Source organism: Sphingomonas albertensis (assembly GCF_014358075.1).
In the GTDB taxonomy this organism is placed as follows: domain Bacteria; phylum Pseudomonadota; class Alphaproteobacteria; order Sphingomonadales; family Sphingomonadaceae; genus Sphingomonas; species Sphingomonas albertensis.
Genome location: NZ_JACONT010000001.1, coordinates 241,192 through 265,073, shown reverse-complemented (window position 1 = coordinate 265,073; position 23,882 = coordinate 241,192). Strand labels below are relative to the sequence as shown.

Sequence of the window (23,882 nt, the reverse complement as noted above, 5' to 3'; positions counted from 1 at the left end):
CCTCTCAGGTGGAGCGGTGGGGATTCTGGAGCGTTGGGCAATCAGAACCCGTATTTGAAGGCGAATTCCAAGCGGTCGAGCGCGCCGGTGTCACCCGAGACCAGCTCGCGGACGGCGTGGCGATATTCCACGCCGATGTCGAAGCCCTTGCCCGGCGACCAGAACAGGTTGCCCGCGCCGCCATAGGACTTGGCGTTGGCCAGCCCCGTGACGATCACGCCCGCCGGATAATCGGCCGACTGGTAGCTGCCCATGAGCGTCGAGTGGATCGCATCGGTCCAGCCGATCCGCAGCGCAGCGAAGCCCGCGAAATTGTCGATCCGCTCGAGCCGGGTCGCGGTGCCGCCATAGATCGCGTCGGGGACGTATCCCAGCCCCAGGTACCGGCCGATGCCTTGCCCGTAGGTCGCCATGAAGCGCAGGTCGTGACGCTTGCCGATCGGAATCTTGCCCGATCCGGAAACGCCCCAGCCGAAGGCGGTATCGCCGCTGCCCAGCGTATCGGTGCGGAGCTCGCGCGCGATGCCGGCCAGCGCGAAATCGCCGAATGTCGGCTTCCAGTTCACGCGTGCCACCACGTCGGGCAGGCGATCGTCGTCCGTGTCGACCAGCGCCGCGTTGGCCGGCAGCGCGGTTTCCGTTTCGGGGTTCTCGGCCGCGATCTGCAACGTCAGCCCGGGTCGCAAGGGGATGGAATAACGGACCAGCGCCTGGCGGTTGAACACCGTGCCGTCCAGCGGTCCGACGAAATCCGTCGTCTCCGGCAGCACCGCGATGTTCTGGAAGGTCGACCATTCCTGCCCGACCAGCAGGTTGCCATATTCGATGAAGCCACGGCGGAAGGTGGGCGTGTAGGGATTGGTCGCGCGCTGCGCGCCGACCGGTGCCGTCGCGAGCGCGAAATCGAACTCCACCAGCGTCTTGATTTCGGTACCGTTCATCGGGGTCGCCGTGCTGAACTGCAGGCGGGTCTGGCGCGCGGAAAGCAGCAGGTCCTGACTGGAGAACCCGCCGCCGACCGGAATCTGCTGCGGCAGGAAGAACTCCTTGCCCAGCCCGCCGACCGCGGCCTCGCCATCGCTGTAGCGGCTGGCAATGACGTTGAGGCGAACGAAGCCGCCCAGCTTGACCGTGGTGTTACCCACGCGAAAACCGTCGGTCGGTGCCGACTTTGTCGCGACAGGCCTGGCCTCGGCCACATTGGTCGCGCCGGGCGAGCGGCCTGGCGACGCGGATGCCGCGCTCATCGAAGACGCGGTCATGGGATTGGCGGTCATGGGAGGCGCGCTCATCGGAGCTGCGTTCGTTGAGGTCGACGCGATCGGTGCCGCAGACGTCGCGCGTGCCGCGGTCAACTCGCCGCGCAGATCCTGCACCGCCGCTTCGAGCGCCTTCAACCGTGTCTCGAGCTCGAGCTCGCGTGCCGTCTGCGCCTGCGCCATACCCGGTACCAGCGCAGTACCGCTAAGCAACGCGGTCAAGGCCAGCCTCGTCTTGAATGCCATCGGTGTCATCCCCGTCTCCGCGCTCTTCCACTGGTCTTACGCGTGGAATGAGCGTCGTGATCATGGCGCATTGCGAACGCTGGGCCATCCCTTACTTTGGTGCGGGATGATCGCCCGAACGCGACCGCGTACAGCGCGACAAAAGGAGAGCCAGATGACCGAGGCCAGCTATCCCGTCCCCGCTGAATGGGCGAAGGACGCCCTGATCGACGCCGCCGCCTATGACCGGATGTATGCCGAGGCCGCGACCGATCCCGATGCATTCTGGGCGAAGGAGGCCAAGCGCCTCGACTGGATCGTCGCGCCGACCAAGATCAAGGATACGTCGTTCGACGAGAGCGACTTCCACATCCGCTGGTTCGAGGACGGTCAGCTCAACGTCGCCGCCAATTGCGTCGACCGCCACGCCGACGCCCGCCCCGACGCGATCGCGATCCTCTGGGAAGGCGACAACCCCGACGAATCCCGCAAGATCAGCTATGCCGAACTGCGCGACGAAGTCTCGAAGCTCGCCAACTGCCTGAAGTCGCGCGGCGTCACGAAGGGCGACCGAGTCACGATCTACCTGCCGATGATCCCCGAGGCGGCGTTCGCGATGCTCGCCTGCGCGCGGATCGGCGCGATCCATTCGGTGGTGTTCGGCGGCTTCTCGCCCGAGAGCCTGTGCAACCGCATCCACGATTGCGACAGCCGCATCGTCATCACCGCCGACGAGGGCCTGCGTGGCGGCAAGACCGTGCCGTTGAAGGCCAATGTCGACGCCGCGCTCGACCACGGCGATCTCGCGGTCGAGACCGTCATCGTCGTCCGCCGCACCGGCGGCAAGGTCACCATGACCGAAGGCCGCGACTGCTGGTATGCGGACTGCGTCGAGGGCCAGTCGACCGACTGCGCGCCCGAGCCGATGAACGCCGAGGACCCGCTGTTCATCCTCTACACCAGCGGATCGACCGGCCAGCCCAAGGGCGTGCTCCACACCAGCGGCGGCTATCTGGTCTGGGCGTCGATGACGCACGAATACGTCTTCAACTACCGCCCGGGTGAGATCTTCTGGTGCGCAGCCGATGTCGGCTGGGTGACCGGCCATACCTATTCGCTCTACGGCGCGCTCGCGAACGGCGCGACCACCGTGATGTTCGAGGGCGTGCCCAACTACCCCGATCACAGCCGCTTCTGGCAGATCGTCGATAAGTATGAGGTCAACATCCTCTACACCGCGCCGACCGCGCTCAGGTCGCTGATGCGCGAGGGCGACGACTGGGTGACGCGCACCAGCCGCAAGTCCCTCCGCCTGCTCGGCTCGGTCGGCGAACCGATCAACCCGGAGGCGTGGAACTGGTATCATAACGTCGTCGGCGACGGCCGCTGCCCGATCGTCGACACCTGGTGGCAGACCGAGACCGGCGGTCACATGATCTCGCCTTTGCCGGGTGCCACTGCGCTGAAACCCGGCAGTGCTACCAAGCCATTGTTCGGCGTGCTCCCCGAACTGGTCGACGCGGACGGCAAGGTGCTGGAGGGCGCAGTCGAGGGCAATCTCGTCATCGCCGACAGCTGGCCCGGCCAGATGCGGACCGTTTGGAACGATCACGATCGCTTTTTCCAGACGTATTTCTCGACCTATCCCGGCAAGTATTTCACGGGCGACGGCTGCCGCCGCGACGAGGACGGTTATTACTGGATCACCGGCCGTGTCGACGACGTCATCAACGTCAGCGGCCACCGCATGGGCACCGCCGAAGTCGAGAGTGCACTCGTCGCGCATTCGAAGGTCGCCGAGGCCGCGGTGGTCGGCATGCCGCACGACGTGAAGGGCCAGGGCATCTACGCCTACGTCACGCTCAACGCGAACGCCGAGCCGAGCGAGGACTTGCGCAAGGAGCTGGTCCAGTGGGTCCGCCGCGAGATCGGGCCGATCGCGACCCCGGACATCCTCCAGTTCGCCCCGGCACTCCCGAAGACGCGCTCGGGCAAGATCATGCGGCGGATTCTGCGGAAAATCGCGGAGAACCAGCTCGACCAGCTCGGCGACACCTCGACGCTGGCCGATCCTGCGGTGGTCGACGCCTTGATCGCCGGACGCGAGGAGGCCACTTCAGTCCCGGCATGACGCGCACGATCCTTATCGCGGACGACCACCCGCTGTTCCGCCAGGCTCTCAAACTGGCGGTCAGCCGCGCCGCGCCCGATGCGGTGGTGATCGAGGCGGGGCAACTCTGCGAGGCGGTCGACGCGGTGCGGGGGGCGGAACAGCTCGACCTGATCCTTCTCGACTTGCGGATGCCAGGCTCGGAAGGTTTTGCAGGCGTGGCGCTGCTCCACGCTGAACGCCCCGACACGCCGATCATGGTGATCTCGTCGGCCGATGAAGCCGAGGCGGCACCGCGTGCGAGAGCGTATGGCGCAATCGGCTTCGTCTCCAAGACCGCCGACCTAACCACGTTGGAAAACGCCGTAGCCCGAGCGTTGGCCGGCGAACGTGACGCGCCGATCGAAGGGGCCTCCGTCGATGACATGGCGACGCGTGTTGCGAGCCTCACCCCAACCGAACTCAAAGTCCTGCTCGGCGTGCTGGCCGGCCGCCTCAACAAGCAGGTCGCGTTCGACCTCGGCATCTCCGAAGGCACGGTGAAGGGTCACATGACCGCCATCCTCCGCAAACTCGGCGTCCAAAACCGCACGCAGGCCGTCCTTGCGGCACGGGCAATGGACATCCACTTCGCCGATTAGCCCTACACCGCCTGCCCCTCCTCGAACGTCATCCTGACGAAAGTCAGGACCCAGGATACCACCCGCACCGTTCGTGGCTCTGGATCCTGACGTTCGTCAGGATGACGGGGTATGTCCGCGGCGTGATTCTCCCCCGCCAGGGGGAGGATCAACTCCCCTGCGCCGCGGCCGCAGACGCATCCTCGATAAACCGCCACAAGTCCGCCGGCACCACCGGCTTCGTCAGCACCACCAGCCCACCACACCGCGGATCGTCGGCAACCGCACGATCCGCCGTCACCAGCGCAATCGCCGGCGCCGGTACCATCGCCCGCAACCGCGCGACCACGTCGAGCCCGTCCTCCGCCTCGTCCAGATGGAAGTCGACGAGCGCCACGTCCGGCTCCTCGTCCGCCGCCAGTTCCATCGCCTCGGCAATCGTCGCCGCCAGCAACGGCACACACCGCCGCGCCCGCAACGCCGCATCGAGCGCCACGAGGATCGTCGCATCATTGTCGAGACACAGCACCCGCAACCCCGGCACCAGCGCACGCGTCGCCAACGGAGTTGGCAACGCCACATCCAGCCCGGCCGGCGCGAGCGGCACCCGCACCGCAAACGTCGTCCCCCGTCCCAATTTCGACCGCAACTCGACCACCACCCCGAGCAGACGAGCGATCCGGCGGACGATCGCCAACCCCAGCCCGACGCCGCCGCCCGCGCTCCCCTTGCTCTCCAGCCGCTCGAACTCCTCGAAGATCCGCTCGCGGTCCGCCGCGGCGATCCCCGGCCCATTGTCGCGAACCTCGATCAGCACGTCGCCACCCCGCCGCCGCGCGCCGATCCAGATCCGTCCATCCGCCGAATAGCGCACCGCGTTCGACAGGAAATTCTGCAGGATCGAGCGCAGCAAGGATCGGTCGGTCGCCACGCTGAACACGCCGGGATGCGCCGCCAGCACCAGCCCGCGCTCGCCCGCCAACGGCCGGAACTGCACCGCCAGCTCCTCGATCAGCGCGCCCAGCGCGAACCGCTCGACCTTCGGCACGACGCCTCCCGCATCGAGCCGCGACACGTCGAGCAGCGCGCGCAGCAACGTGTCCGCAGACCCGATCGCACCATCGATCGCGCGCACCAGTTCGCCCTGATGCGGTGCCTTGCCTTCGTCCAATGCAGCGCAGAACAGCCGCGCCGCGTGCAACGGCTGCAACAGGTCATGGCTAGCCGCCGCGAGGAACCGCGTCTTGTCGCGCGTCGCGGTCTCCGCCACCGCGCGCGCCTCGTCCAGCATTTGGTTCGACCGCGCCAGATCCTCCGTCCGCGCCGCAACTCGCGCCTCCAGATCGGCCTGCGCCTCCTTCTCCGCAGTGATGTCGGTGAAGCTCTGCACGTACCCGCCGCCCGGCATCGGCCGCCCGACCATCTTGATCCAACGTCCCGATGGCCGTTGCCGCTCGAAACTGTGCGGCGTGCCCCGCGCGAGATGCCCCATCCGCCGGCCGACATGCGCCGCGATATCGCCGACCCCCTCGCGCTCGGCATTGTAGCGGATCAGGTCGGCGATCGAGCGCCCGACCACGACATACCCCTCGGGATAGTCGAACATCTCGACGTAGCGCGGATTCCACGCGACCAGCCGCAAGTCTGCATCGATCACGCTGACACCCGGATCGATCGTCTCCAGCGTCGCCGACAGAAGCGTGCGAGAAAACCGCAGCGAGCGCCCGCGCTGGTCGAGCAGGCGAACCACGTCGCTGACGTCGATCGCCGACCCGGCAATGCTCGACGCGACGATCTTCCGCGCCGACGGAGCACCGATGACGCCCGCGATCAGCCGCTCGGCCGTGCGTGCGGCGGGACCATCGATCGGCGCACGCAGGTCGGGCGACGCCACGCCAATCGCCTCCGCCTCGCCGTCGCCGACGAACCGCGCGACCAGCATCCGCAATTCGCCGAGCGTCGTGACGTGGTCCAGCGCGGCGTTTCCCCGATGCCGCTCGCGCAGGTGCAAGCCCGTCATCAGCGCGACGTTGACGCCCAGGCTCCACACCGTGCCATTCACCAGCGGCGAGCCGATCCGCCAGCCGAGCAACGCGTCCGGATCGAGCCAGCCGCGCGTGAACTGCGCCAGCATCGGCCCGATGCTCTCGCCGATCGACGGCAGCAACAGGCAGTAGATCCAGACGATCACCCCACCGATCAGCCCGGCACGCGCCGCGGTATGATTGGCGAAGTTCCAGCCGACCGTCGCGATCAGCGCAGGCGCGAACTGCGCGACGCCTGCGAACGCGATCAATCCGATCGAGGCTAGCGGCAGGTCTGCGCCGAGGCTCCGGCCATATAGTAGCGCGACCGCGACGATCGCGGCGATGATGACCCGCCGGACGCGCAGCATCCGCCGACCGAGCTCGCCCTCCCCCGCCTCGCCGTGCCGCCGGAGCAGCAGCGGCGCGAGCAGATCGTTGGTCGCCATCGTCGACAGCGCGATCGTCTCGACCACCACCATCGCCGTCGCTGCCGAGAACCCGCCGATGAACGCGATCAGCGCGACGAGGTTCTCCCCCTGCTGCAACGGCACCGCGAGCACGTACAGATCGGGCTCGGCATCGCTCGGCAGCAGCGTCATCCCTGCCAACGCCAGCGGCAGGACGAGCAGCGAGATCACCACCATGTACGCGATGAACGGCCAGCGCGCCCGCGCCACCGCATCGGGGCCCCGCGCCTCAATCACCCCGACATAGAATTGCCGCGGTAGGCACAGGATCGCCAGCGCCGACAACACAGTCCGCACCCAGAAGTCGGAGGTCAGCGCTCCCCAGGTGAAGCCCGACTCGAGCCGTGAGAGCGGTGCCGCCAGCGTCTCGGCCGGAACATCGACCAGCAACGCCACCGTCACCACGCCGAGCACGATGAAACACAGCAGCTTGATCAGCGACTCCGCCGCGATCGCGGCGACCACCCCAGGATTGCGCCCCGCCACCTCGTACCGCCGCGCGCCGAACAGGATCGCGAACACCGCCAGCAGCAGCGCGACGAACGTGCCGACCTCCGCCGAACTCCCGACCCCCGCGATCGCCCCGAAGCTCAGCGTCACCGATCGCAGCTGGAGCGCGATGTACGGCACCGACGCGAGCAGCGCCGTCCCCGCGACGATCGCCGCAGTCCCCCGACTGCGCCCATAGCGCGCGGAGATGAAATCGGAGATCGAACTAGACCCCTCCTCGCGCGCCAGCCGCACCAGCCGCGCGAGAAACTTCGGCGCGAGCAAGAACACCAGTGCTGGGCCGAGGTAGATTGCGAGATAATCCCAGCCGCGCGTCGCCGCGGTGCCGACCCCGCCGAAAAACGTCCAGCTGCTACAATATACCGCCAGCGACAGCGGATACGCGATCCGCCCCAGCCGCTGCGACATGCCCCGCCGATCGACCACCCACGCGATCCCGAACAGCAGGATGCCATAGCCGAGGATGGCGAGGATCACACTTGGCCCGACGATGGTGGTGCTCCATTTTCCGCAGTCTGATGATGCTCCCTAGCACAGGTTAGGCGGAGCGCCCGCGTCCACGGGTACGCTCGTCAGACTGTCGCCTCGGCCATGCGCCACTGCCAGTAGCCGATCACCGCGAGCGCGATCATCGCCGCGTAGAGACCGGCGGTCAGCGTCAGGCCTTTGACGAGGAACATGCCGACATAGAGGACGTCGACGACGATCCAGAGCAGCCAGTTGGCGGTGTGACGGCGTGCGGTCCAATATTGCGCGACCAGGCTGAAGCTGCTGAGCGCGGCGTCCATCCAGGGCAGCGCGGCGTCGGTGAAGCGGCTCATGAACCAGCCGATCGCGACCGCGCCCACCGCGCCCGCGGCCAGACTCGCGATAGCATGCGCGGGGCGAAGCGGTACCACGACGACGTCGCCGGTGGCGTCCTTGCCGCGGGTCCAGGCGACCCATCCATAGAGGATCGCGAGCCCGAACAGCGCTTGCAGGACCATGTCGGCGTAGAGTCGGACGTCGAGGAACAGCCTGAAATACAGCGCGCAGGCAATGAGGTTGACTGGCCAGCACAGCATGCGCCGGGTTGCGGTCAGCCAGATGCCAGTGACGCTCACCGCGACCGCGACGATCTCGAACGCGGTCATTGTGGAGATGCCCCCGCCTGAAGTGCGCGAAGAAAATTCTGACCTGGAGCGGACTGGAACCACTCTGCGTGGCCGATCAGATAGCCGCCCCAGGCCAGCTCGGCCGATGCCGGATCTTCGACCACCGCGGTGAAATAGTCGATCTCCGACAGCGCGAACTCGAGGTGGACCAGCTGCAGCAGGCGCACGACCGCCGCAACATCCGCGGGGCCGAGCGGCGCGACCGTGGCATAGCCTGCGAGCAGCGCCAGTGCCGCCGCCGGATCGGCGATGTCGGCCGTCCCCTGCCCCAGGTCGAGCCAGCGGACGGCCGTGCGCTCGATCGCAGTGGCGATGTCGTGGACGGCACTGGTGCGGTCGGCGAGCCCGAAGTCGAACACGGTTCGGACACTGCCGTCGCTCGCCCAGAGCAGGTTGGAAGGGTGCCAGTCGTTGTGTGTCCACAGGGGCGTTTGGTCGGCAAGCAAAGGGGTCAACCCCTGCCCCAAGGTTTCGAACAGGCTCGCGAGTTGGCGTCGCCAAGGCTTGGACTCGAGGAACGCGACCAGCGCGGGACGGGACGCGACATAGGCCTCGGCCGCGGCGATCGGATCGGCGGCCGGGAGGATGGTGAAGCTGGCAACCAGCGGCTGCGATCGGCGTGCCGGCGCGGTGAAACTGCGCGCCGCCTCGTGCAGCGTGGCGAGCGTCACCCCTGCGGCATGGGCATGCGCGAGCGAGGCGAACGGCGTCCACGACAGGCGGTCGCGGTACAGGTCCGCGCCGGGCGCCGCGCGGTGCAGTTCGTACGACCAAGCGCCGCTCGCCACCGCCGTCACGCCCTCCGCAGTCGCCATCACCTCGGGTACCGACACGCCTGCGCCAGCAAGGTGCGCGATGAACACGTGTTCCTCCGTCAGCCCCTCGACCGTGCGGACGCTGCGATGGTGACGCTTCAACAGGAACGCGCCCTGCGTCGTGTGCGCCAAGGTCGCGGCGGAGAAGGGGCGCGGGGAGTGCCAGTGAAGCCCGGTCAGCCGGCCCGCCGCCGGAAAGCGGGCGACCACTGCATTTGCCTCGTCGGCGGTGATCGCGGGCCAAGTCGGCGCCTCCATCGCGGTGCCCATGCCGTGGACGAGATGCGCAGGCTGCGACGCCACCTCAGAACGCCCGCGAGATCGTCGCCATGACCGCCGCACCGCTGCCGATATAATAGGCCGGGGGGGAGCCTGCGATGACCGTGCCGTTGCGGCCGATCGTGTCCTGTGCGTTGGTGCTGACCGACTGGACGCCGGCGAGGACATTCGGATCGGTGACGTTGATCGCGTTGACGCGCAGGTCGGTGCGCTTGCCGTCGAGCCAGTCCGCGAGGTGCATGCCGACCGACAGGTCGAGCGTAGCATAGCCCTTGATGCGCTCGTCGTTCATGAAGCTCGCATATTGGCGGCCGATATATTTCGACGCGACGCTGCCGAAGAACCGGCCGTCGTCGTAGATCCCGCCGGCGCCGAACTGGACGGTCGGGCTGGACACCGCGTGCTTGCTTCTGGTCGGCAGGAAGTCCGCGCCGACCGGCAGGTCGTCGTCGATCCGCGCGCGCAGATATTCGCCCGAGAGGTACAGGCTGACGCCCGCGACGGGGCGGTAATCGATCTCCGCATCGACGCCGTACGATGTCTGTCCGCCGGCGTTGATCGTGGCGTTCACCTGCGCGCCGCCCTGGTCGATCACGGTCGCCAGCTGGCGGTTGCGGAATTTGTAGTGGAAGCCGGTCACCGAGGCGGAAAGCTGTTCGCCGATGAAGCGATAGCCGATCTCCTGCGAGACCGAATATTCGTTCTTGAGTGCGTTCGTCCCACGCACGACGACTTCGCCACCGAAATAGCTGTTGTAGAGCGTGAACTCGTTGGGGGTGCGGAAGTTGGTGGTGATGTTGGCGAACAGCTGCTGGCGATCGTCGAGCCGGTAGTGGATCGCGGCGCGGGGCAATGCGGCGAAGCTGTCGTTGCGCACCTTGTCCTGCGGTCCTGGCAGATAGGTGCGGCCGTTGCGCAGGACGTTCACGCCCTTGAACCCGGCATCGATCGTCAGCCGCGGCGTCAGCGCGATGCTGTCGGCGAGGAAGAAGCCCTTTGTCACGGTGACGGTGCGCTGGTTCTCGTAGGCGAGCAGGCGGCCGTCGGCGGTGCGGATCGCTTTCGCGCGATAGCCCCAGCGGTCGAACGGCTGCCCATCGGCGTCGATCGACGTGTAGGATTGCGTGACGCGATCGGTGCCGTAGTCGAACCACAGCCCGGCGGTGAGCGTGTGCATGCCCGTCTTGAGGGTCAGCTTGCTGACGTTGCCGACGCGCATCTGGTCGCCGGTATAATTGCCGAGCACGGTCGCGACGCCGTCGACTGCGCCGGGCAGCGCGATCGGCTGTGCCAGTTTCTCGGTGCCGAGGAAATTGCCCTCGGTCGTCAGCTGCGTCCCGTAGGGCGAGTTGCCGTAGCCGAACTGGAGATAGGTGGTGGTGTCGAGCGCAAGCCGGTCGTTCAGCACGAGGTGTACCGGCGCGGAGGCGTAGAGGTTGCGGAACGGCGCGCGGTACAGCCGCCAGTAGTTGGTGTTCCCCGCCGTGTAGCGATCGTCGAAATTGAAATCGCGGCCCTGCGCGTTCCACTCGGCGAGCGTCGGGCTCGGGTAGCTCGACGAGTTCGCGTCATTGTACGACAGTGCGAGGCTGGCGCGGTTGCCGGCGCCCCATTCGTTGAGGATCTTGGCGTCGATGTGCTGGCGCGTGTCGTAGCCCGCCCCCCGCCAATTGTCCGCGCGCGTGTTCGAATAGGACAGGAAGGCCTTCAACCCGGTATTGCCGATCGTCCCGCTATCGATCCGGACGAACGCACGCCGCGCCGCGTAGCTGCCGAGCGACAGGTCGACCAGCACGCCGGGACGTGTCTTCGGATCGTCGAGCGCGAGCGACAACAGCCCGCCTGCCCCGCCGAGCGTGGGGGAGTCGATATCGACCGAGCCTTGTGCGAGCGAGATGCGCTTGAGGTTCTCGGGGTCGGCGAACTGTGACGGGTAGGCGTAATAATAGCCGATGTCGTTCTGCGGTGCGCCCTCCATCAGCACGCCGATCTCGTCCTGGCCTAGACCACGCAGCGTCAGGCTGGAGCTAGTCGACAGGCCATAGGGATCGCTCGACGCGACGTTCGCGCCCGGCAGTAACGTCACCAGCTGGAACGCGTTGAGCGTCGGCGCTTGCTTGACGATGAAGTCGGCAGAAATCGCACTTTGCGCGCGTGGCACCTTTTGGTCGGGGAGCAAGCCGGCCGGATCCTGCTTGCCGACCACGCGGATTTCGGCGGGTTCGACCGGGTCAGCCACCTGCGCGCCTGCCGACGATGCGGCGAGGGTCGCTGCGACCAAGCCTAAAAGCCTGCGCTCGCGCCCGGCGGAAGTCACAACGAAACCAGCACTGAAAAACGTCACGTCCACTCCAATCGGAGGGACGACGGGCCAGCCGCAGACCCTCCCTACGCCGGTATAAGCCGGATCAGGTTCAGCGGGTCATGGGCTGCAGCCCACCTCTCAGCCGCGCATCAGCGGCCCCCCGGGGATTCCCGTCGCTTAGGCGCTCGATCGGCCGTTGGAAAGCGTCATCGCCACCGTCGCGCCAGCGTGTGCGGCGGCGATACGCACAGGCGGTGCTGGCTATGTGGCGGGAAACACGTCACGCCCCCTGCGGACCGCCAACAGCCTGGACGACCGCGCATGTGCTTTTCGGCGACTGCAAGCTTCGCTGCCTCCGGGGTGCTCGCCACGATCGGCGTAGCCACGTTGCGGCACGTCCGCGAACCACGCGCGCTGCTCTTCGCATCCGTGCCCCTGTTGTTCGCCGTCCATCAATTCAGCGAAGGATTGGTGTGGCTGGCGTTGCACGGCGAACTGGGCAAGGTCGCGCTCGATCATGCCGTGCTGCTGTTCACGGTCTACGCGCTCGGCATCCTGCCGGTGCTGATGCCGGCCGCTGTGGTCTTGATGGAGCCGCCCGGCTGGCGTCGCACTGCAATCGTCGCCCTGACGATCACCGGCGCGCTGGTCTGCCTGTGGGACATCGCCGGGCTCGTGTTGTTTCCGACACAGGCTTTCATCGAACAGCATTCGATCGCGTATCGGAACGCGATGACCAGCAACCTCGTCGTGTCGATCTTCTACATCCTGGCGACCTGCGGCGCGCTGCTGCTGTCGAGCCACCGCGTCGTGCGGACCTACGGCGTCGTCAACGTGATCGGGCTGACCATCGTCCATCTGGTCAAGGGCTATGCGTTCGCGTCGGTCTGGTGCTTCTACGCCGCGATCCTCAGCGTGATGCTCTATTGGCAGTTCCACCGGCGGAAGATCGATATCCGGACTCCCAACGGCGTCTCGGTGGCCGACCAGCCTTTCCTCCTCATCTGGCAGAGGCGCGCACGGTCACGGGCTACGTCGCACGCCTGAGATGCGGGCGTCGTTGCCGGAATCTGCCGTGTCGTACCGACAGATGGTCTTTCGCCGTTTGCCGCCTTACGCTGCGTCCATGACCACGGTTCTTCGACGCGCGCGCACTCCGCTGATCCTGTTGGCCCTGTTGGGTACGCCGCTTGCGGCTCAGCGTGGTACGCCGCCAACCGAGCGGACGCGGTGGCAGAAGCAAGCCGCTCGCGTCACGATCACGCGCGACGATTGGGGGATCCCGCATATAGAGGGGCGATCGGATGCCGATGCGGTGTTCGGGCTGATCTATGCGCAGGCGGAGGACGATTTTCCGCGGATCGAGGCGAATTACCTGACGGCGCTGGGCCGTACCGCCGAGGCGGCTGGCGAGGACGCGATCTGGGCGGATCTCCGGCAACGGCTGTTCGCCGATCCGGTCGAACTCAAGGCGGACTATGCGGCAAGCCCCGCGTGGTTGCGCACGCTGATGCAGGCCTGGGCGGACGGGCTGAACTATTATCTCGCAACGCATCCGCAAACCAAGCCGAAGGTGCTGACCCGGTTCGAGCCCTGGATGGCGCTGAGCTTCACCGAAGGCAGCATCGGTGGCGATATCGAGCGTATCTCGCTGAGCGATCTGAAGACCTTCTACGGCCGCCCGACCCCGCCGACCCCCGAGGAACTCGGGACGATGCCGCGCGAACCGTCGGGCTCGAACGGTATCGCGATCGCGCCGCGGCTGACCACGAACGGCCATGCGCTGCTGCTCATCAATCCGCACACCAGCTTCTATTTCCGGTCCGAGGCGCAGATGACCAGCGCCGAGGGGCTGAACGCGTATGGCGCGAGCACCTGGGGGCAGTTCTTCATCTATCAGGGCTTCAACACGAAGGCCGGCTGGATGCATACCTCGTCAACGGTCGACAATGTCGATGAGTTCGCCGAACGGATCGCGCGGCGCGGCGACGGCTATACCTATCGCTACGGCAAGGTCAGCCGCGCGGTCACGACGAAGATCGTGACGGTGCGATACCGCAAGCCGGACGGCACCACCGGCGAGCGCCGCTTCACGACCTATCGCACGCACCACGGTCCGATCGTCGCCATCAAGGCGGGACGCTGGATCGCCACGGCGTTGATGTGGAAGCCCGTCCCCGCGCTCGAACAGAGTTACCTGCGGACCAAGGCGACCGATCTCGCAAGCTATCTGACGGTCGCCGAGCGCAAGGCCAATTCCTCGAACGACACGCTGTTTGCCGACAGCAAAGGCGAGATCGCCTTCCTGATGCCGCAGTTCATGCCGGTGCGCGACGACCACATCGATTACACCCGACCGGTCGACGGCAGCGACCCCGCGACCGACTGGCGCGGACTGCATACGCTGCCCAGCTTGCCGAGCGTGCTCAACCCGCGCACGGGCTGGGCACACAACACCAACGACTGGCCGTGGAGCGCCGCTGGTCCCGACAGTCCCAAACCGGCGGACTATCCCCGCTACATGGATCAGGTCGGCGGCAATGCGCGCGGCGTGCATGCCGATCTGTTGCTGACGGGCAAGTCCGGCTGGACGCGCGATACGCTGTGGGGGGCGGCATTCGATCCGTATCTGCCGGCGTTCGCCCGGCTGCTGCCCGGTCTGGTCATGGCCTGGAGCGCCCTGCCCGCCCATGATCCGCGTCGCAAGGCGCTGGAGGCACCGATCGCACTGCTCAGGTCATGGGACTGCCGCTGGAGCTACGACTCTACCGCGACCAGCCTCGCGGTATTCTGGGGCGATCAATTGTGGCGCGAGGTCGGTAGTTTTGCGCAAGCCGAGCGGCTGAACGTCCCGGACTATATCGCCACGCGGGTCGGTCCCGATGCAAAGCTCGCGGCGTTGACGGCCGCCGTCGATCGGCTTGGTCGCGATTTCGGCGATTGGCGGACGCCTTGGCAGGACATCAACCGATTCCAGCGGCTCGATGATGCAATCAAACCACATTTCGACGATGCGCGACCCTCGATCCCGGTGCCGTTCACCTCGGCTCAATGGGGCAGCCTGGCATCGTTCGGCGCCAAGCCCTGGCCGGGAACGAAGCGTTATTATGGCACCAGCGGCAACAGCTTCGTCGCGGTCGTCGAGTTCGGCCCGCGCGTAAGGGCATCCGCGGTCATGGCCGGCGGCCAGAGCGGCGATATCGCCTCACCCCATTTCGCCGACCAGGTGACGCGGTACGCACGCGGCGATCTGCGCCCGGTCTATTTTTATCCCGACGAATTGAAGGGCCATGTCGAACGCCGTTACCGTCCCGGACGGTGACCGCAGGGACAGGCCAGGTCAGATACCCAGGTTGCGACGCTTGAGTTCGCCGAGCAGCGCCTCGGCAACCGGATTACCGACCTCGCCGCCCGATTGCCGGTAGGCAGAGGACAGGTCCTCGTCCGAAGCGGCCTGGAGCAAGCCACTGACTTCCGCGCTGAAGCCGTCGACTTCCTCGGCCGCCGCCTTTGCCGCGTCCTCGCTCGTGACGGCCGGTTCGTGTCCGGCTTCCGGCGCATGCGCCATCACGGCATCCTGCTTGAAGATATCGAACGCCTCGGCGGCCTCGTTGCGCTCCTCCAGCGCGATTTCGAGAAGGGTGAACAGGTCGAGCGAGGGTGCGGTGTTTTCCATAGCCCATCCTAAGCGCCGGCGGACGTTTCACGCAAATCATTGCGGGTCTCAGCGCGAAGATCTTGCCGATGCCTCGCCATCCGTCGCCGCCCCCGGGGGATGGACCGGACGATGACGTGCGCAGCGCGGACCTCGTAAGTGTCGACGATCCGGCCCTTTCCTCCGTGGCTGCAAGCACCAGCGAACCCGGTTGCGCCCCGCCCGCACCTGCGTCACTGTGGCGACATGCGCAAATATCTCGGTCTTATTCTTCTCGTCACACCGGCCGCAGCCCCGGCCCAGAGCATCGCTCCAGGCCGTTGGGATATCGTCTCCACCGCGGTCGATCTGGTCATACCCGGCGCACCGGGCTTCCTGTTGAAGATGATGAAGGGTCGCTCCAAGACCGAGCACAAGTGCGTGACGCCGGTATCGGCCGAGACCGGCGTCGCGGCGCTGCTGGTCCCCGACCCGAAGGCGCAATGCCGGGTCGACCACGTGCAGATCGCCGGCGGTCGTTACGCGCAGACGCTGACCTGCCCGCAGAAAAAGGGCGGTCCGATGCAGATCACGCGCGCCGGCACCTACACCGCCAACGGATTCACCGGACGACTGAAAATGGCCGGACAAGCCCCCAAGGGCCCGCTAGCGATCACGATCGATCAGTCCGCGTCGCACGTCGCAGGCGCCTGCCGCAAGTAACCGCCTCGAGGCGCCGCCCGCCTCGACGAACGGCGCCGCGACCGGTCAGAATGCGACCTTGAACTGACCGCCGATGATCCGCGGTTCGTTGATCATGCCGGTCAGGTTGTTGAAGTCGATCGCGCTGATGCTGCGATACTGGTTGGTGATGTTGCGGACGAAGGCGCCGACTTCATACCCCTGCGGCGACTTGTAGCCGACCTTCAGGCCGCCTTCGAGGGACGACTTGCCGGTGAATTCGACGGCCTCGTACAGGAAGAAGTTGATGCGGCTGCGATAGACCCAGTCGGTATAGGCATAGACTTCCCCGCCGTTACCGAGCGGGATCCCGTAGCGCGCCGTCCAGTTGGCGATCCAGCGCGGCGCCTGGGGAAGATCGTTGCCGTCGATCACCGCGAACCCGTTGACGATCGGATCGAGTACCGTGCAGGTCGCGCATACCCCGACGCCGATGTTCCGATCGCGGATTTCGGTGAAGTTGTAGCTGCCGCTCGCGGTCAGCGTGAGATCTGGCAATGGCCGCGCCTCGAATTCGCCCTCGACGCCGTAGCCGATCGCCTTGTTCGCGCTGATCAGCCGTGCCGAATTGCTGCTGCCGCCGACCGCGGTGATCTGCAGGTCCTTGGTGCTGTACCAATAAGCGTCGAGCGAGAAGTTCACTTTCCGATCGAGCAGCGTGCCCTTGAACCCGCTTTCGCCCGAGAAGGTGGTCTGCTTGGGCGCTGTGCTCTGGACGCTGCCGAAAGTCACGCGATCCTGGATCGCCGGGCCCTGATAGCCGGTCGCGAGCCGCGAATAGACGTTGATTGCCGGCGTCAGTTCGTAGGTTGCGCTGGCGTCCCAGGTGACGTTCGAACCGCGAACCACCGCGCGGGCCGGCAGCGTGTCGCTGATCCCGGTGCCGGGGATCGGCGCGGTGACGAGGTCGTTGCGGTAGTCGTGCGAATAGCGGACGCCGGCGCGCAACGTCAGCAACTCGGTCAGCTTCGCCTCGATCGACGCGAACGCGCCGTAATTCTCGTTGCGATTGTCGTGGAAGATATCTTGCGTCAGGTCGGTCGCGCGCGAACCGGTGCCGCCGAACGCATAGTCGTACTGATTGTACCGCAACGTCTGATGGAAATAATACAGCCCGCCCTGAAGGCGGATGCCGTTCATGTCCTCGCTCGCGTAGCGCAGTTCCTGGCTGAACTCCTTCGGCTTGGTGAGGCCGCCGGTGTTCGACGGGAACAGTCCGACGCCGATCGCGCCGATCGTGCCGCCAAGGAACGTGTAGTTGTTGCCGCCGTCGACATCGCCGGTGCTCTCGACCTTGGCCTGTTCATAGCCTGTGACCGAGTAGAAGGTGCCGATGCCGTCGAGATGATAGTCGAGGCGCAGGTTCGTGCCCCACTGCGTCAGGCTCTGGCTGGTATAGCCGTCGAGCGCAGCATGCTTCGGGTCGAAGCCGGTGTTGAAGTCGTTGGTGCCCGGCTTGAACAACCCGGCGCGGAAGATGCGCGGTGACCCGGTTAGGTCGCGGACGTGGACGTTCAGCAACGCGTTGAAATCGCTGCTGGTATAGCCGAGCTGGAAGCGGCCGGCGACGTCGCGATAGCCTTCGAGCTTGCGGTCGGCGTTACCCGTGGCGGAGTCGTTGGTGACCCAATCGTCGCGCGACTGGATCAAGCCAGACGCGCGGAACGCGAAGCCGTTGCCGATCGGCAGATTGATCGCCGCCTCGCCGTTGATGGTGTTGTAGGTCGCCCAGGATCCGGTCGCGTAGCCTGACACCTTGTCGGGATTGGGCTTGGCGGAATTGATCTTCACGACCCCCGCCGGCGTGTTGCGCCCGAACAGCGTGCCCTGCGGACCACGAAGAACCTCGACGCTCTGCAGATCGAATACCGGGAAAGACTTCAGCATCGGATTTTCGAGCGCGACGTCGTCATAGACGACCGAGACGGGCTGCGCTGCGTTGGGATCGAAATCGGTGTTGCCGAGCCCGCGGATGTAGAAGCGCGGGAAGGTACGGCCGAACGACGACTCCACCTGTAGGCTCGGCGTGCGACCGGCGAGGAACCGGATATCCAGGCCGCTCGAGTTGAGCACGTCGAGCTTCTCGCCGCTGATCGCGGTGACCGCGAGCGGGACGTCCTTCGAAGATTCCTGCCGGCGGGTCGCTGTCACGACGATCTCGCCAAGACCCTGATCGCTGTCCGGAGCACCGACGGCCTGGCCTGTCGGGGCCTGGTCCTGTGCGGCGGCAGGTACGGCGAAAGCGAGTAACGGCGCGCTGGCGGCCAGCAGGCGGGCGATGGCAGACGTACGAACGGGCAAGCGAATCATGGATGGTCCCCCTTGGGTTTCGAGCATCCTCCTGCGTCGATCCGTGTGCCCCGGACCCGTCACCGATCGGTAACACCACTGTAACGTGCGGCAATAGGGCGGATCAGGCCCGATGCACTTTTGCCGACCACCGCGACATCTTTGCCCCAGTCGGCTCAGTACCAGTCGGCAACATCGGCGCGGCGAGGTTCAGCGCGGTAAAGGCCGCATGTAGAGCGCACGCATGCCTGCCTCCAGCTTCGCGCGGTCGACACGAAGCACGACACTCTGCGCGCGTTCTCCCAGATGCGGGCGGTACGCGTCATGCCATGACAGCGTATCGCCGTAGCCAGCGGTCTGGTTCGTGTCGAAATCGACGTAGAGCGTTTCCGCTCGCGTGACGATGGACGGCTCCAGCCAGACCATCGCCGCAATCTCGTCCCACATCGGAAAACCCGGTTCGAGCCCGGTCTGGAGCGTTTCTGTGAGCGTGGTACGAGCGGGCTTCAAGCTGTCGAGAAAGCTGCGCGTCCACTGGGTCCCGGTCGACGGATCGACCGGCACCATCGTCACCTTCGGCCACGCCCCGTGCGCCATGATCCGCGCCGCTTCGGGGTCCCAACGGATATTGAATTCACGCCGCGGCGTATTGACGAACTCACGCGCGAACGCCGCGGCCGCCGGCGTGTCGAGCGTCTGTTGCGGATTGAGACTACCGCCCATGTAGACCAGTTCCTTCACATTCGCGGCAAAACTCGGATCGAGGCTCTGCGCGATCGCGATGTTGGTCATCGGACCCGTAGCGAACAGCGTGATCTGGTGCGGGTATGCGCGGACCATTCGGACGAGGAACGCGGCGGCGATCTCGCGGGAAGGCCCGGTGACGGGATCGCCGATCGGCAGGCTGGGCACGACCGAAGGCGACGGCGTACCGAGCGAACCGCCGGACACGGGCTCGGTCCACGGCCCCTTGAACTCGAGCCGTCCGTACAGCCCCTCCCACCGCTTGGTCAACTCCTGGGTGTTGTGCAGCGGATAGGTCGCGCCCGGCACAACCGGCACGTCGGTACGCCCGAGGATTTCGACCGTCCGCAATGCGTACGCCGTGGCGGTGTCGCGCCATACCGAGCCGCTAGTCGTCGTGATCCCGAGCACCTCGACATCGGGCGCCTGGAGCAGCAGCACGGGCGCACCGTTCAGTCCAACGACGTCGTCATCAATTATGACGAGGCGTTTGGCTGGCGCATTCTTTGCGGCAGTCGCTCCCGGCGTTCCGAGGATCATCAGGCCGACAAGGCACACCGTCCAAACGTACCGCAATGCCATCGCGCAACTTTCCCCCGCCAAGCCAGCAAACCGTAGACAGACGCAGGAAGGACCGACCGGCGACGCTGTTCTGTCAGATCAGCACCTTGTCCAAAGTGATCGGCAAGTCCCGTACGCGTTTTCCCGTGGCGTTGTAGATCGCATTCGCCACCGCCGCCGCGACTCCGGTGATGCCGATCTCGCCCACGCCGTGCGCGCCCATCGGGGTATGGGGGTCGGCGATATCGGTCCAGATCACGTCGATCTCGGGCACGTCGAGATGCACGGGCATATGATACTCCGCCAAACTCGGGTTCATGATACGGCCGTTGCGCTCGTCGAACTGCGTCTCCTCCATCAACGCCATGCCGAGCCCCATGATGATCCCGCCGCGGAACTGGCTGCGCGCGGTCTTCGGGTTGAGGATCCGCCCGCAATCGAACGCACCCAGAAAACGGCTGACGCGCGTTTCGCCGGTAACCGCGTTGACGCGCACTTCGCAGAACAGCGCACTATGCGAATGCATCGACCAGTGCATCAATTCGAGCGGTTGCGATGCCTCCTCGGTCACGACGACGCTGTCGCGCTGCGCCCGCTCCAGGATCGAGACATAGCTCTCGCGCCGCGAGGGATCGTCGAGCTTGGTCAGCCCGCCGTCCTCGCTTCCGACCTCATCTGGCGACAGACCTGCGAGCGGCGAGTCATTGCCCGCCAGCTTCAGCAGTTCGGCGACCAGCGCATGATGCGCGGCGATCACGGCTGCGCCGATCGCTGCGGTCTGTTGCGATCCACCGGCCAGGATCGCGCCGGGAATGATCGAATCGCCATAGCCGACCGAGACATAGTCTAGCGGCAGCCCCAACCGATCGGCTGCCACCATCGCGGTGGTCGTCGCGGTGCCCATCCCCATTTCCTGCGCGGCAACCTCGACCAACGCATGTCCGTCCCGGCGCAGCGTGATCCGCGCGGCTGCCCCCGGCATCCGGTAATAGGGATAGGTCCCCGTCGCGCAGCCCATGCCGATCAGCCACTCGCCTTCCCGACGCGTACCCGGCTGAGCACTCCGCTCGCTCCAGCCGAACCGCTCCGCTCCGGTGCGCCACGCCTCGACGATATGCCGCGACGAGAACGGAAGGCCCGAGGTGGGATCCTTGTCGGGCTCGTTGCGGATGCGGAGCGCGATCGGGTCGATGTCGAGTTCGATCGCCAGTTCGTCGATCGCGGATTCCAGCGCGAAGGTGCCGACGGACTCGCCCGGCGCGCGCATGAACGTGTTGGCGAGCATGTTCATCGTCACGGTCTCGACCGACAGCTTGAAGCTGTCCGCTGCATAGCCGCCACGCGTGCCGAGGATGAACGGCTCGGGCATGTTGTTGTGCGGGGTCATCGCGGCGACCCCGGTGTGGATCAATGCCTTGAAGCGGCCATCGGCGTCCGCCCCGATCGCGACGCGCTGTTCGGTCAGCGTCCGGCCACCGACGATGCGGTAGACGCCTTCACGCGACAGCGTGATCCGAACCGGTCGCCCGGCCAGCTTGGCCGCGGCGGCGCCGAGAATCTGATGATCCCACAGGCATTTGCCACCGAACCCTCCACCCACGAACGGGGAGGTAAGACGTACCTGCCCCGCCTTCAGGTCGAACACGTCGGCAATCGTCTGTGCGGCAGCGGTGACGAGCTGGCTCGCGTCGTGGACGATCAGGTCGTCGCCGACCCACGCGATCGTCGCGGCATGCGGCTCGATCGCGTTGTGGTTGTGAGGCGGCGTGCGATAGACGTGATCGACCTTGTGCGGTGCCGCCGCCAGCATGGCGTCCGCGTCGCCGATCTCGTTCAGCAACGGCTGCCCCATGAACAGCCCCGGCTGCGGGCCCGCCGCCTTTGCTGCCTCGAACGACGTGGTCGACGGTTCGGTAGTATAGGTCGGGACGATCAGCGATGCCGCGTGATCGGCCTGCTCCTGCGTCTCGGCGAGCACCAGCGCGATCGGCTGGCCGTTCCAGTGAACACGGTCGTCCTGCATCACCGGCAAGTCCGCCGGGCCCGCGGCGGTCGGCGACGATCCGAACACCGCCGGCTTGTTCATCCGCGGCGCGTTGCGATGCGTCATCACCAGCACGACGCCCGGCGCCGCCTCGGCCGCCGCGACGTCGATCGCCGCGATCCGCCCGCGCGGGATCGTCGCATAAGCGAGCGCGGTATAGACCATGCCTTCCAGCGAAAACTCCGCCGCGAACGGCGCCGCACCGCGCACCTTTAGCGGACCATCGAGCCGCGACACCGACGTGCCGATCAGTCCGTGCTGCTGACGGATCAGCGGATCGGGCAAGCCGCCCGGAATCCAGCTGTCGGGTGCCATTGGAACCAGCTTGCTCATCGCGCCCTGCACCAGACCCTGCGCGGTTTCCTTGACCGTATCGACAATGCTCATGCTGCTGCTCCGGCAAGGTCGCCAAGGACGGCGACGAGAGCGCGCTTGGTCAGTTCGATCTTGAAGCCGTTGTCGCGGAGCGGCACCGCGTCCGCCATCTCGGCGACAGCGGCGGCATGGAACGCCTCTTCGGTCGCGGGTCCGCCCCGTAACGCGGCCTCCGCCTTCGACGCCCGCCACGGCTTGTGCGCGACCCCACCCAGCGCGATCCGCACGTCCGTGATGCGTCCGCCCTCGATCTCCAGCGCCGCCGCGATCGACACCAGCGCGAAGGCATAGCTCGCCCGGTCGCGCACCTTGCGATAGGTCGAGTTGGCCGCCAAACTCATCGGCGGCAGTTCGATCGCAGTGATCAGTTCACCCGGTTCCAGTACGGTATCGAACTCCGGCCGATCGCCCGGCAACCGGTGCAGTTCTACGAACGGTAATGTTCGCGCGCCGCCCCGCCCGTGCAGGTGAACGATCGCGTCGAGTGCGGCGAGCGCCACGCACATGTCCGACGGGTGCGTCGCCACGCAGTCCGTGGATGCACCGAGAATGGCGTGCCCCCGCGTGAACCCTTCGATCGCGTCGCAACCAGACCCCGGCATGCGCTTGTTGCACCGCGAACCGTCGGTGTCGTAGAAATAGGTGCACCGCGTCCGCTGGAGCAGATTGCCGCCGACGGTCGCCATGTTGCGGATCTGCGCCGACGCGCCCGCCAGGATCGCGCGCGACAGCACCGGGTAGCGCCTCCGAACCTTGATATGCTCGGCAAGCGCCGTGTTGCGGACTGCTGCGCCGATCATCAGGCCGCCGCCATCGGTTTCCTCGATACCGCCGGACAGTCCGGTCACGTCGACCAGCCCGGTCGGACGCGCGACCGTCTCGCGGATCAGGTCGACCAGATTGGTGCCGCCGCCGAGATAGGCCGTCGCGTTTGCCTGCCCTAGCCGCAAGGCATCGGCGGCGTCTTCCGCCCGCGCATACGTAAACGGGGTCATACCACCATCTCCATCGGGCCGCGCTCGGACGTCAGGGTTTCGCGGATCGCGTCGATAATCCCGTTATGCGCGCCGCAGCGGCACAGATTGCCGCTCATCCGCTCCTGCAGTTCCTCGCGGGTCAGCGTCACGTGGGCGGCGAGATCCGCGCTGACATGGCTCGGCACACCGCGCTTGGCCTCCGCCGCCATGCCGATCGCCGAACAGATCTGCCCCGGCGTGCAGTAGCCGCACTGGAACCCATCATGATCGATGAATGCCTGCTGCAACGGATGCAGGGCATCGCCGTCGGCCAGCCCCTCGATCGTCGTGACCTCGCGCCCGTCATACTGAACAGCGAGCGCGAGACAGGACACGATCCGCTCGCCATCGACGAGGACGGTGCACGCGCCGCACGCACCCTGATTGCAGCCCTTCTTGGTGCCGGAGAGATGCAGACCCTCGCGCAGCAGATCGAGCAGCGAGACACGAGGGTCGTCAGGCGGCGCTACTGCTAACCCGTTGATGAGTATCGACATCGCCACTCTCCTGCGGACCCTGCGGTAACGTTTCGACCGCTAGGAAAACACTTCAGTACCGAGCGGTATAGTCGGTAGCCGCGACATGCGCCAGAACTACTCGACTTTTTGCAGCGCTCGACATCGTGGCCGATCGGACAGGCGCCATCGCCGTCAGATTCGTCGCGAGCTCGGTGCCGGCCACCGTGTGATGGTGGCATTTGGACCCGC

General features: G+C 66.3%; 16 protein-coding genes and 1 riboswitch. Of the genes, 5 read left to right on the top strand and 11 right to left on the bottom strand.

The window, feature by feature from the left end; translation table 11 throughout:
- Positions 1-41: 41 nt before the first annotated feature.
- Positions 42-1,505 carry a DcaP family trimeric outer membrane transporter gene (locus tag H8S47_RS01080; RefSeq protein WP_328805380.1) on the bottom strand — a complete coding sequence of 488 codons (1,464 nt, stop codon included), beginning with the start codon at positions 1,503-1,505 and terminating at the stop codon, positions 42-44.
- 154 nt (positions 1,506-1,659) lie between these two features.
- Between H8S47_RS01080 and acs the strand changes: the two genes are divergently transcribed.
- Both acs and H8S47_RS01070 read left to right on the top strand, forming a co-directional pair.
- Positions 1,660-3,615: an acetate--CoA ligase gene (gene acs, locus H8S47_RS01075; protein WP_187502071.1), complete on the top strand. Its 1,956-nt coding sequence runs from the start codon at positions 1,660-1,662 to the stop codon at positions 3,613-3,615.
- Positions 3,612-4,235: a response regulator gene (locus H8S47_RS01070; protein WP_187502070.1), complete on the top strand. Its 624-nt coding sequence runs from the start codon at positions 3,612-3,614 to the stop codon at positions 4,233-4,235. The genes acs and H8S47_RS01070 overlap by 4 nt, the downstream gene beginning before the upstream one ends.
- Positions 4,236-4,383: 148 nt before the next feature.
- On the opposite strand, the gene H8S47_RS01065 is transcribed toward H8S47_RS01070, so the two are convergent.
- From H8S47_RS01065 to H8S47_RS01050, 4 genes are all read right to left on the bottom strand, one after another.
- Positions 4,384-7,695 (bottom strand): PAS domain-containing hybrid sensor histidine kinase/response regulator, encoded by a 3,312-nt coding sequence (locus tag H8S47_RS01065; RefSeq protein WP_328805379.1) that lies wholly within the window; start codon positions 7,693-7,695, stop codon positions 4,384-4,386.
- A 95-nt stretch (positions 7,696-7,790) separates the two neighbouring features.
- A complete protein-coding gene (gene pnuC, locus H8S47_RS01060) occupies positions 7,791-8,351 on the bottom strand; it encodes a nicotinamide riboside transporter PnuC (RefSeq protein WP_187502069.1) in 561 nt (186 codons plus the stop codon).
- The gene (locus tag H8S47_RS01055) at positions 8,348-9,490 is read right to left on the bottom strand and encodes a phosphotransferase enzyme family protein (RefSeq protein ID WP_187502068.1); all 1,143 of its coding nucleotides are present in this window, start codon (positions 9,488-9,490) and stop codon (positions 8,348-8,350) included. Before H8S47_RS01055 ends, pnuC begins: the two co-directional genes overlap by 4 nt.
- Before the next feature lies 1 nt (position 9,491).
- The gene (locus H8S47_RS01050) at positions 9,492-11,705 is read right to left on the bottom strand and encodes a TonB-dependent receptor (protein ID WP_398457704.1); all 2,214 of its coding nucleotides are present in this window, start codon (positions 11,703-11,705) and stop codon (positions 9,492-9,494) included.
- A 129-nt stretch (positions 11,706-11,834) separates the two neighbouring features.
- Positions 11,835-11,944: riboswitch (TPP riboswitch) on the bottom strand.
- A gap of 148 nt (positions 11,945-12,092) precedes the next feature.
- Here H8S47_RS01050 and H8S47_RS01045 point away from each other — a divergent pair.
- Positions 12,093-12,818, top strand: coding sequence for a DUF6629 family protein (locus H8S47_RS01045; protein ID WP_187502067.1), 726 nt, complete (start codon positions 12,093-12,095; stop codon positions 12,816-12,818).
- A 79-nt stretch (positions 12,819-12,897) separates the two neighbouring features.
- Positions 12,898-15,093 carry a penicillin acylase family protein gene (locus H8S47_RS01040; RefSeq protein WP_187502066.1) on the top strand — a complete coding sequence of 732 codons (2,196 nt, stop codon included), beginning with the start codon at positions 12,898-12,900 and terminating at the stop codon, positions 15,091-15,093.
- An 18-nt stretch (positions 15,094-15,111) separates the two neighbouring features.
- Here the strand turns inward: H8S47_RS01040 and H8S47_RS01035 are convergent, their stop codons facing one another.
- On the bottom strand, positions 15,112-15,447 hold the full coding sequence (locus H8S47_RS01035; RefSeq protein ID WP_187502065.1) for a hypothetical protein: 336 nt from the start codon (positions 15,445-15,447) through the stop codon (positions 15,112-15,114).
- Positions 15,448-15,672: 225 nt separating this feature from the next.
- On the opposite strand from H8S47_RS01035, the gene H8S47_RS01030 reads away from it, so the two are divergent.
- The gene (locus H8S47_RS01030) at positions 15,673-16,128 is read left to right on the top strand and encodes a DUF3617 domain-containing protein (RefSeq protein WP_187502064.1); all 456 of its coding nucleotides are present in this window, start codon (positions 15,673-15,675) and stop codon (positions 16,126-16,128) included.
- Positions 16,129-16,173: 45 nt separating this feature from the next.
- On the opposite strand, the gene H8S47_RS01025 is transcribed toward H8S47_RS01030, so the two are convergent.
- The 5 genes from H8S47_RS01025 to H8S47_RS01005 all read right to left on the bottom strand — a co-directional run bounded on the left by H8S47_RS01025 (position 16,174) and on the right by H8S47_RS01005 (position 23,672).
- On the bottom strand, positions 16,174-18,456 hold the full coding sequence (locus H8S47_RS01025; RefSeq protein ID WP_187502063.1) for a TonB-dependent receptor: 2,283 nt from the start codon (positions 18,454-18,456) through the stop codon (positions 16,174-16,176).
- A gap of 189 nt (positions 18,457-18,645) precedes the next feature.
- Positions 18,646-19,719, bottom strand: coding sequence for a nucleoside hydrolase (locus H8S47_RS01020; protein WP_187502062.1), 1,074 nt, complete (start codon positions 19,717-19,719; stop codon positions 18,646-18,648).
- Between the two features lie 115 nt (positions 19,720-19,834).
- Positions 19,835-22,171: a xanthine dehydrogenase family protein molybdopterin-binding subunit gene (locus H8S47_RS01015; RefSeq protein ID WP_187502061.1), complete on the bottom strand. Its 2,337-nt coding sequence runs from the start codon at positions 22,169-22,171 to the stop codon at positions 19,835-19,837.
- Positions 22,168-23,154, bottom strand: coding sequence for an FAD binding domain-containing protein (locus H8S47_RS01010; RefSeq protein ID WP_187502060.1), 987 nt, complete (start codon positions 23,152-23,154; stop codon positions 22,168-22,170). Before H8S47_RS01010 ends, H8S47_RS01015 begins: the two co-directional genes overlap by 4 nt.
- Positions 23,151-23,672 (bottom strand): 2Fe-2S iron-sulfur cluster-binding protein, encoded by a 522-nt coding sequence (locus H8S47_RS01005; protein ID WP_187502059.1) that lies wholly within the window; start codon positions 23,670-23,672, stop codon positions 23,151-23,153. The genes H8S47_RS01010 and H8S47_RS01005 overlap by 4 nt, the downstream gene beginning before the upstream one ends.
- Between the last annotated feature and the right edge of the window lie 210 nt (positions 23,673-23,882).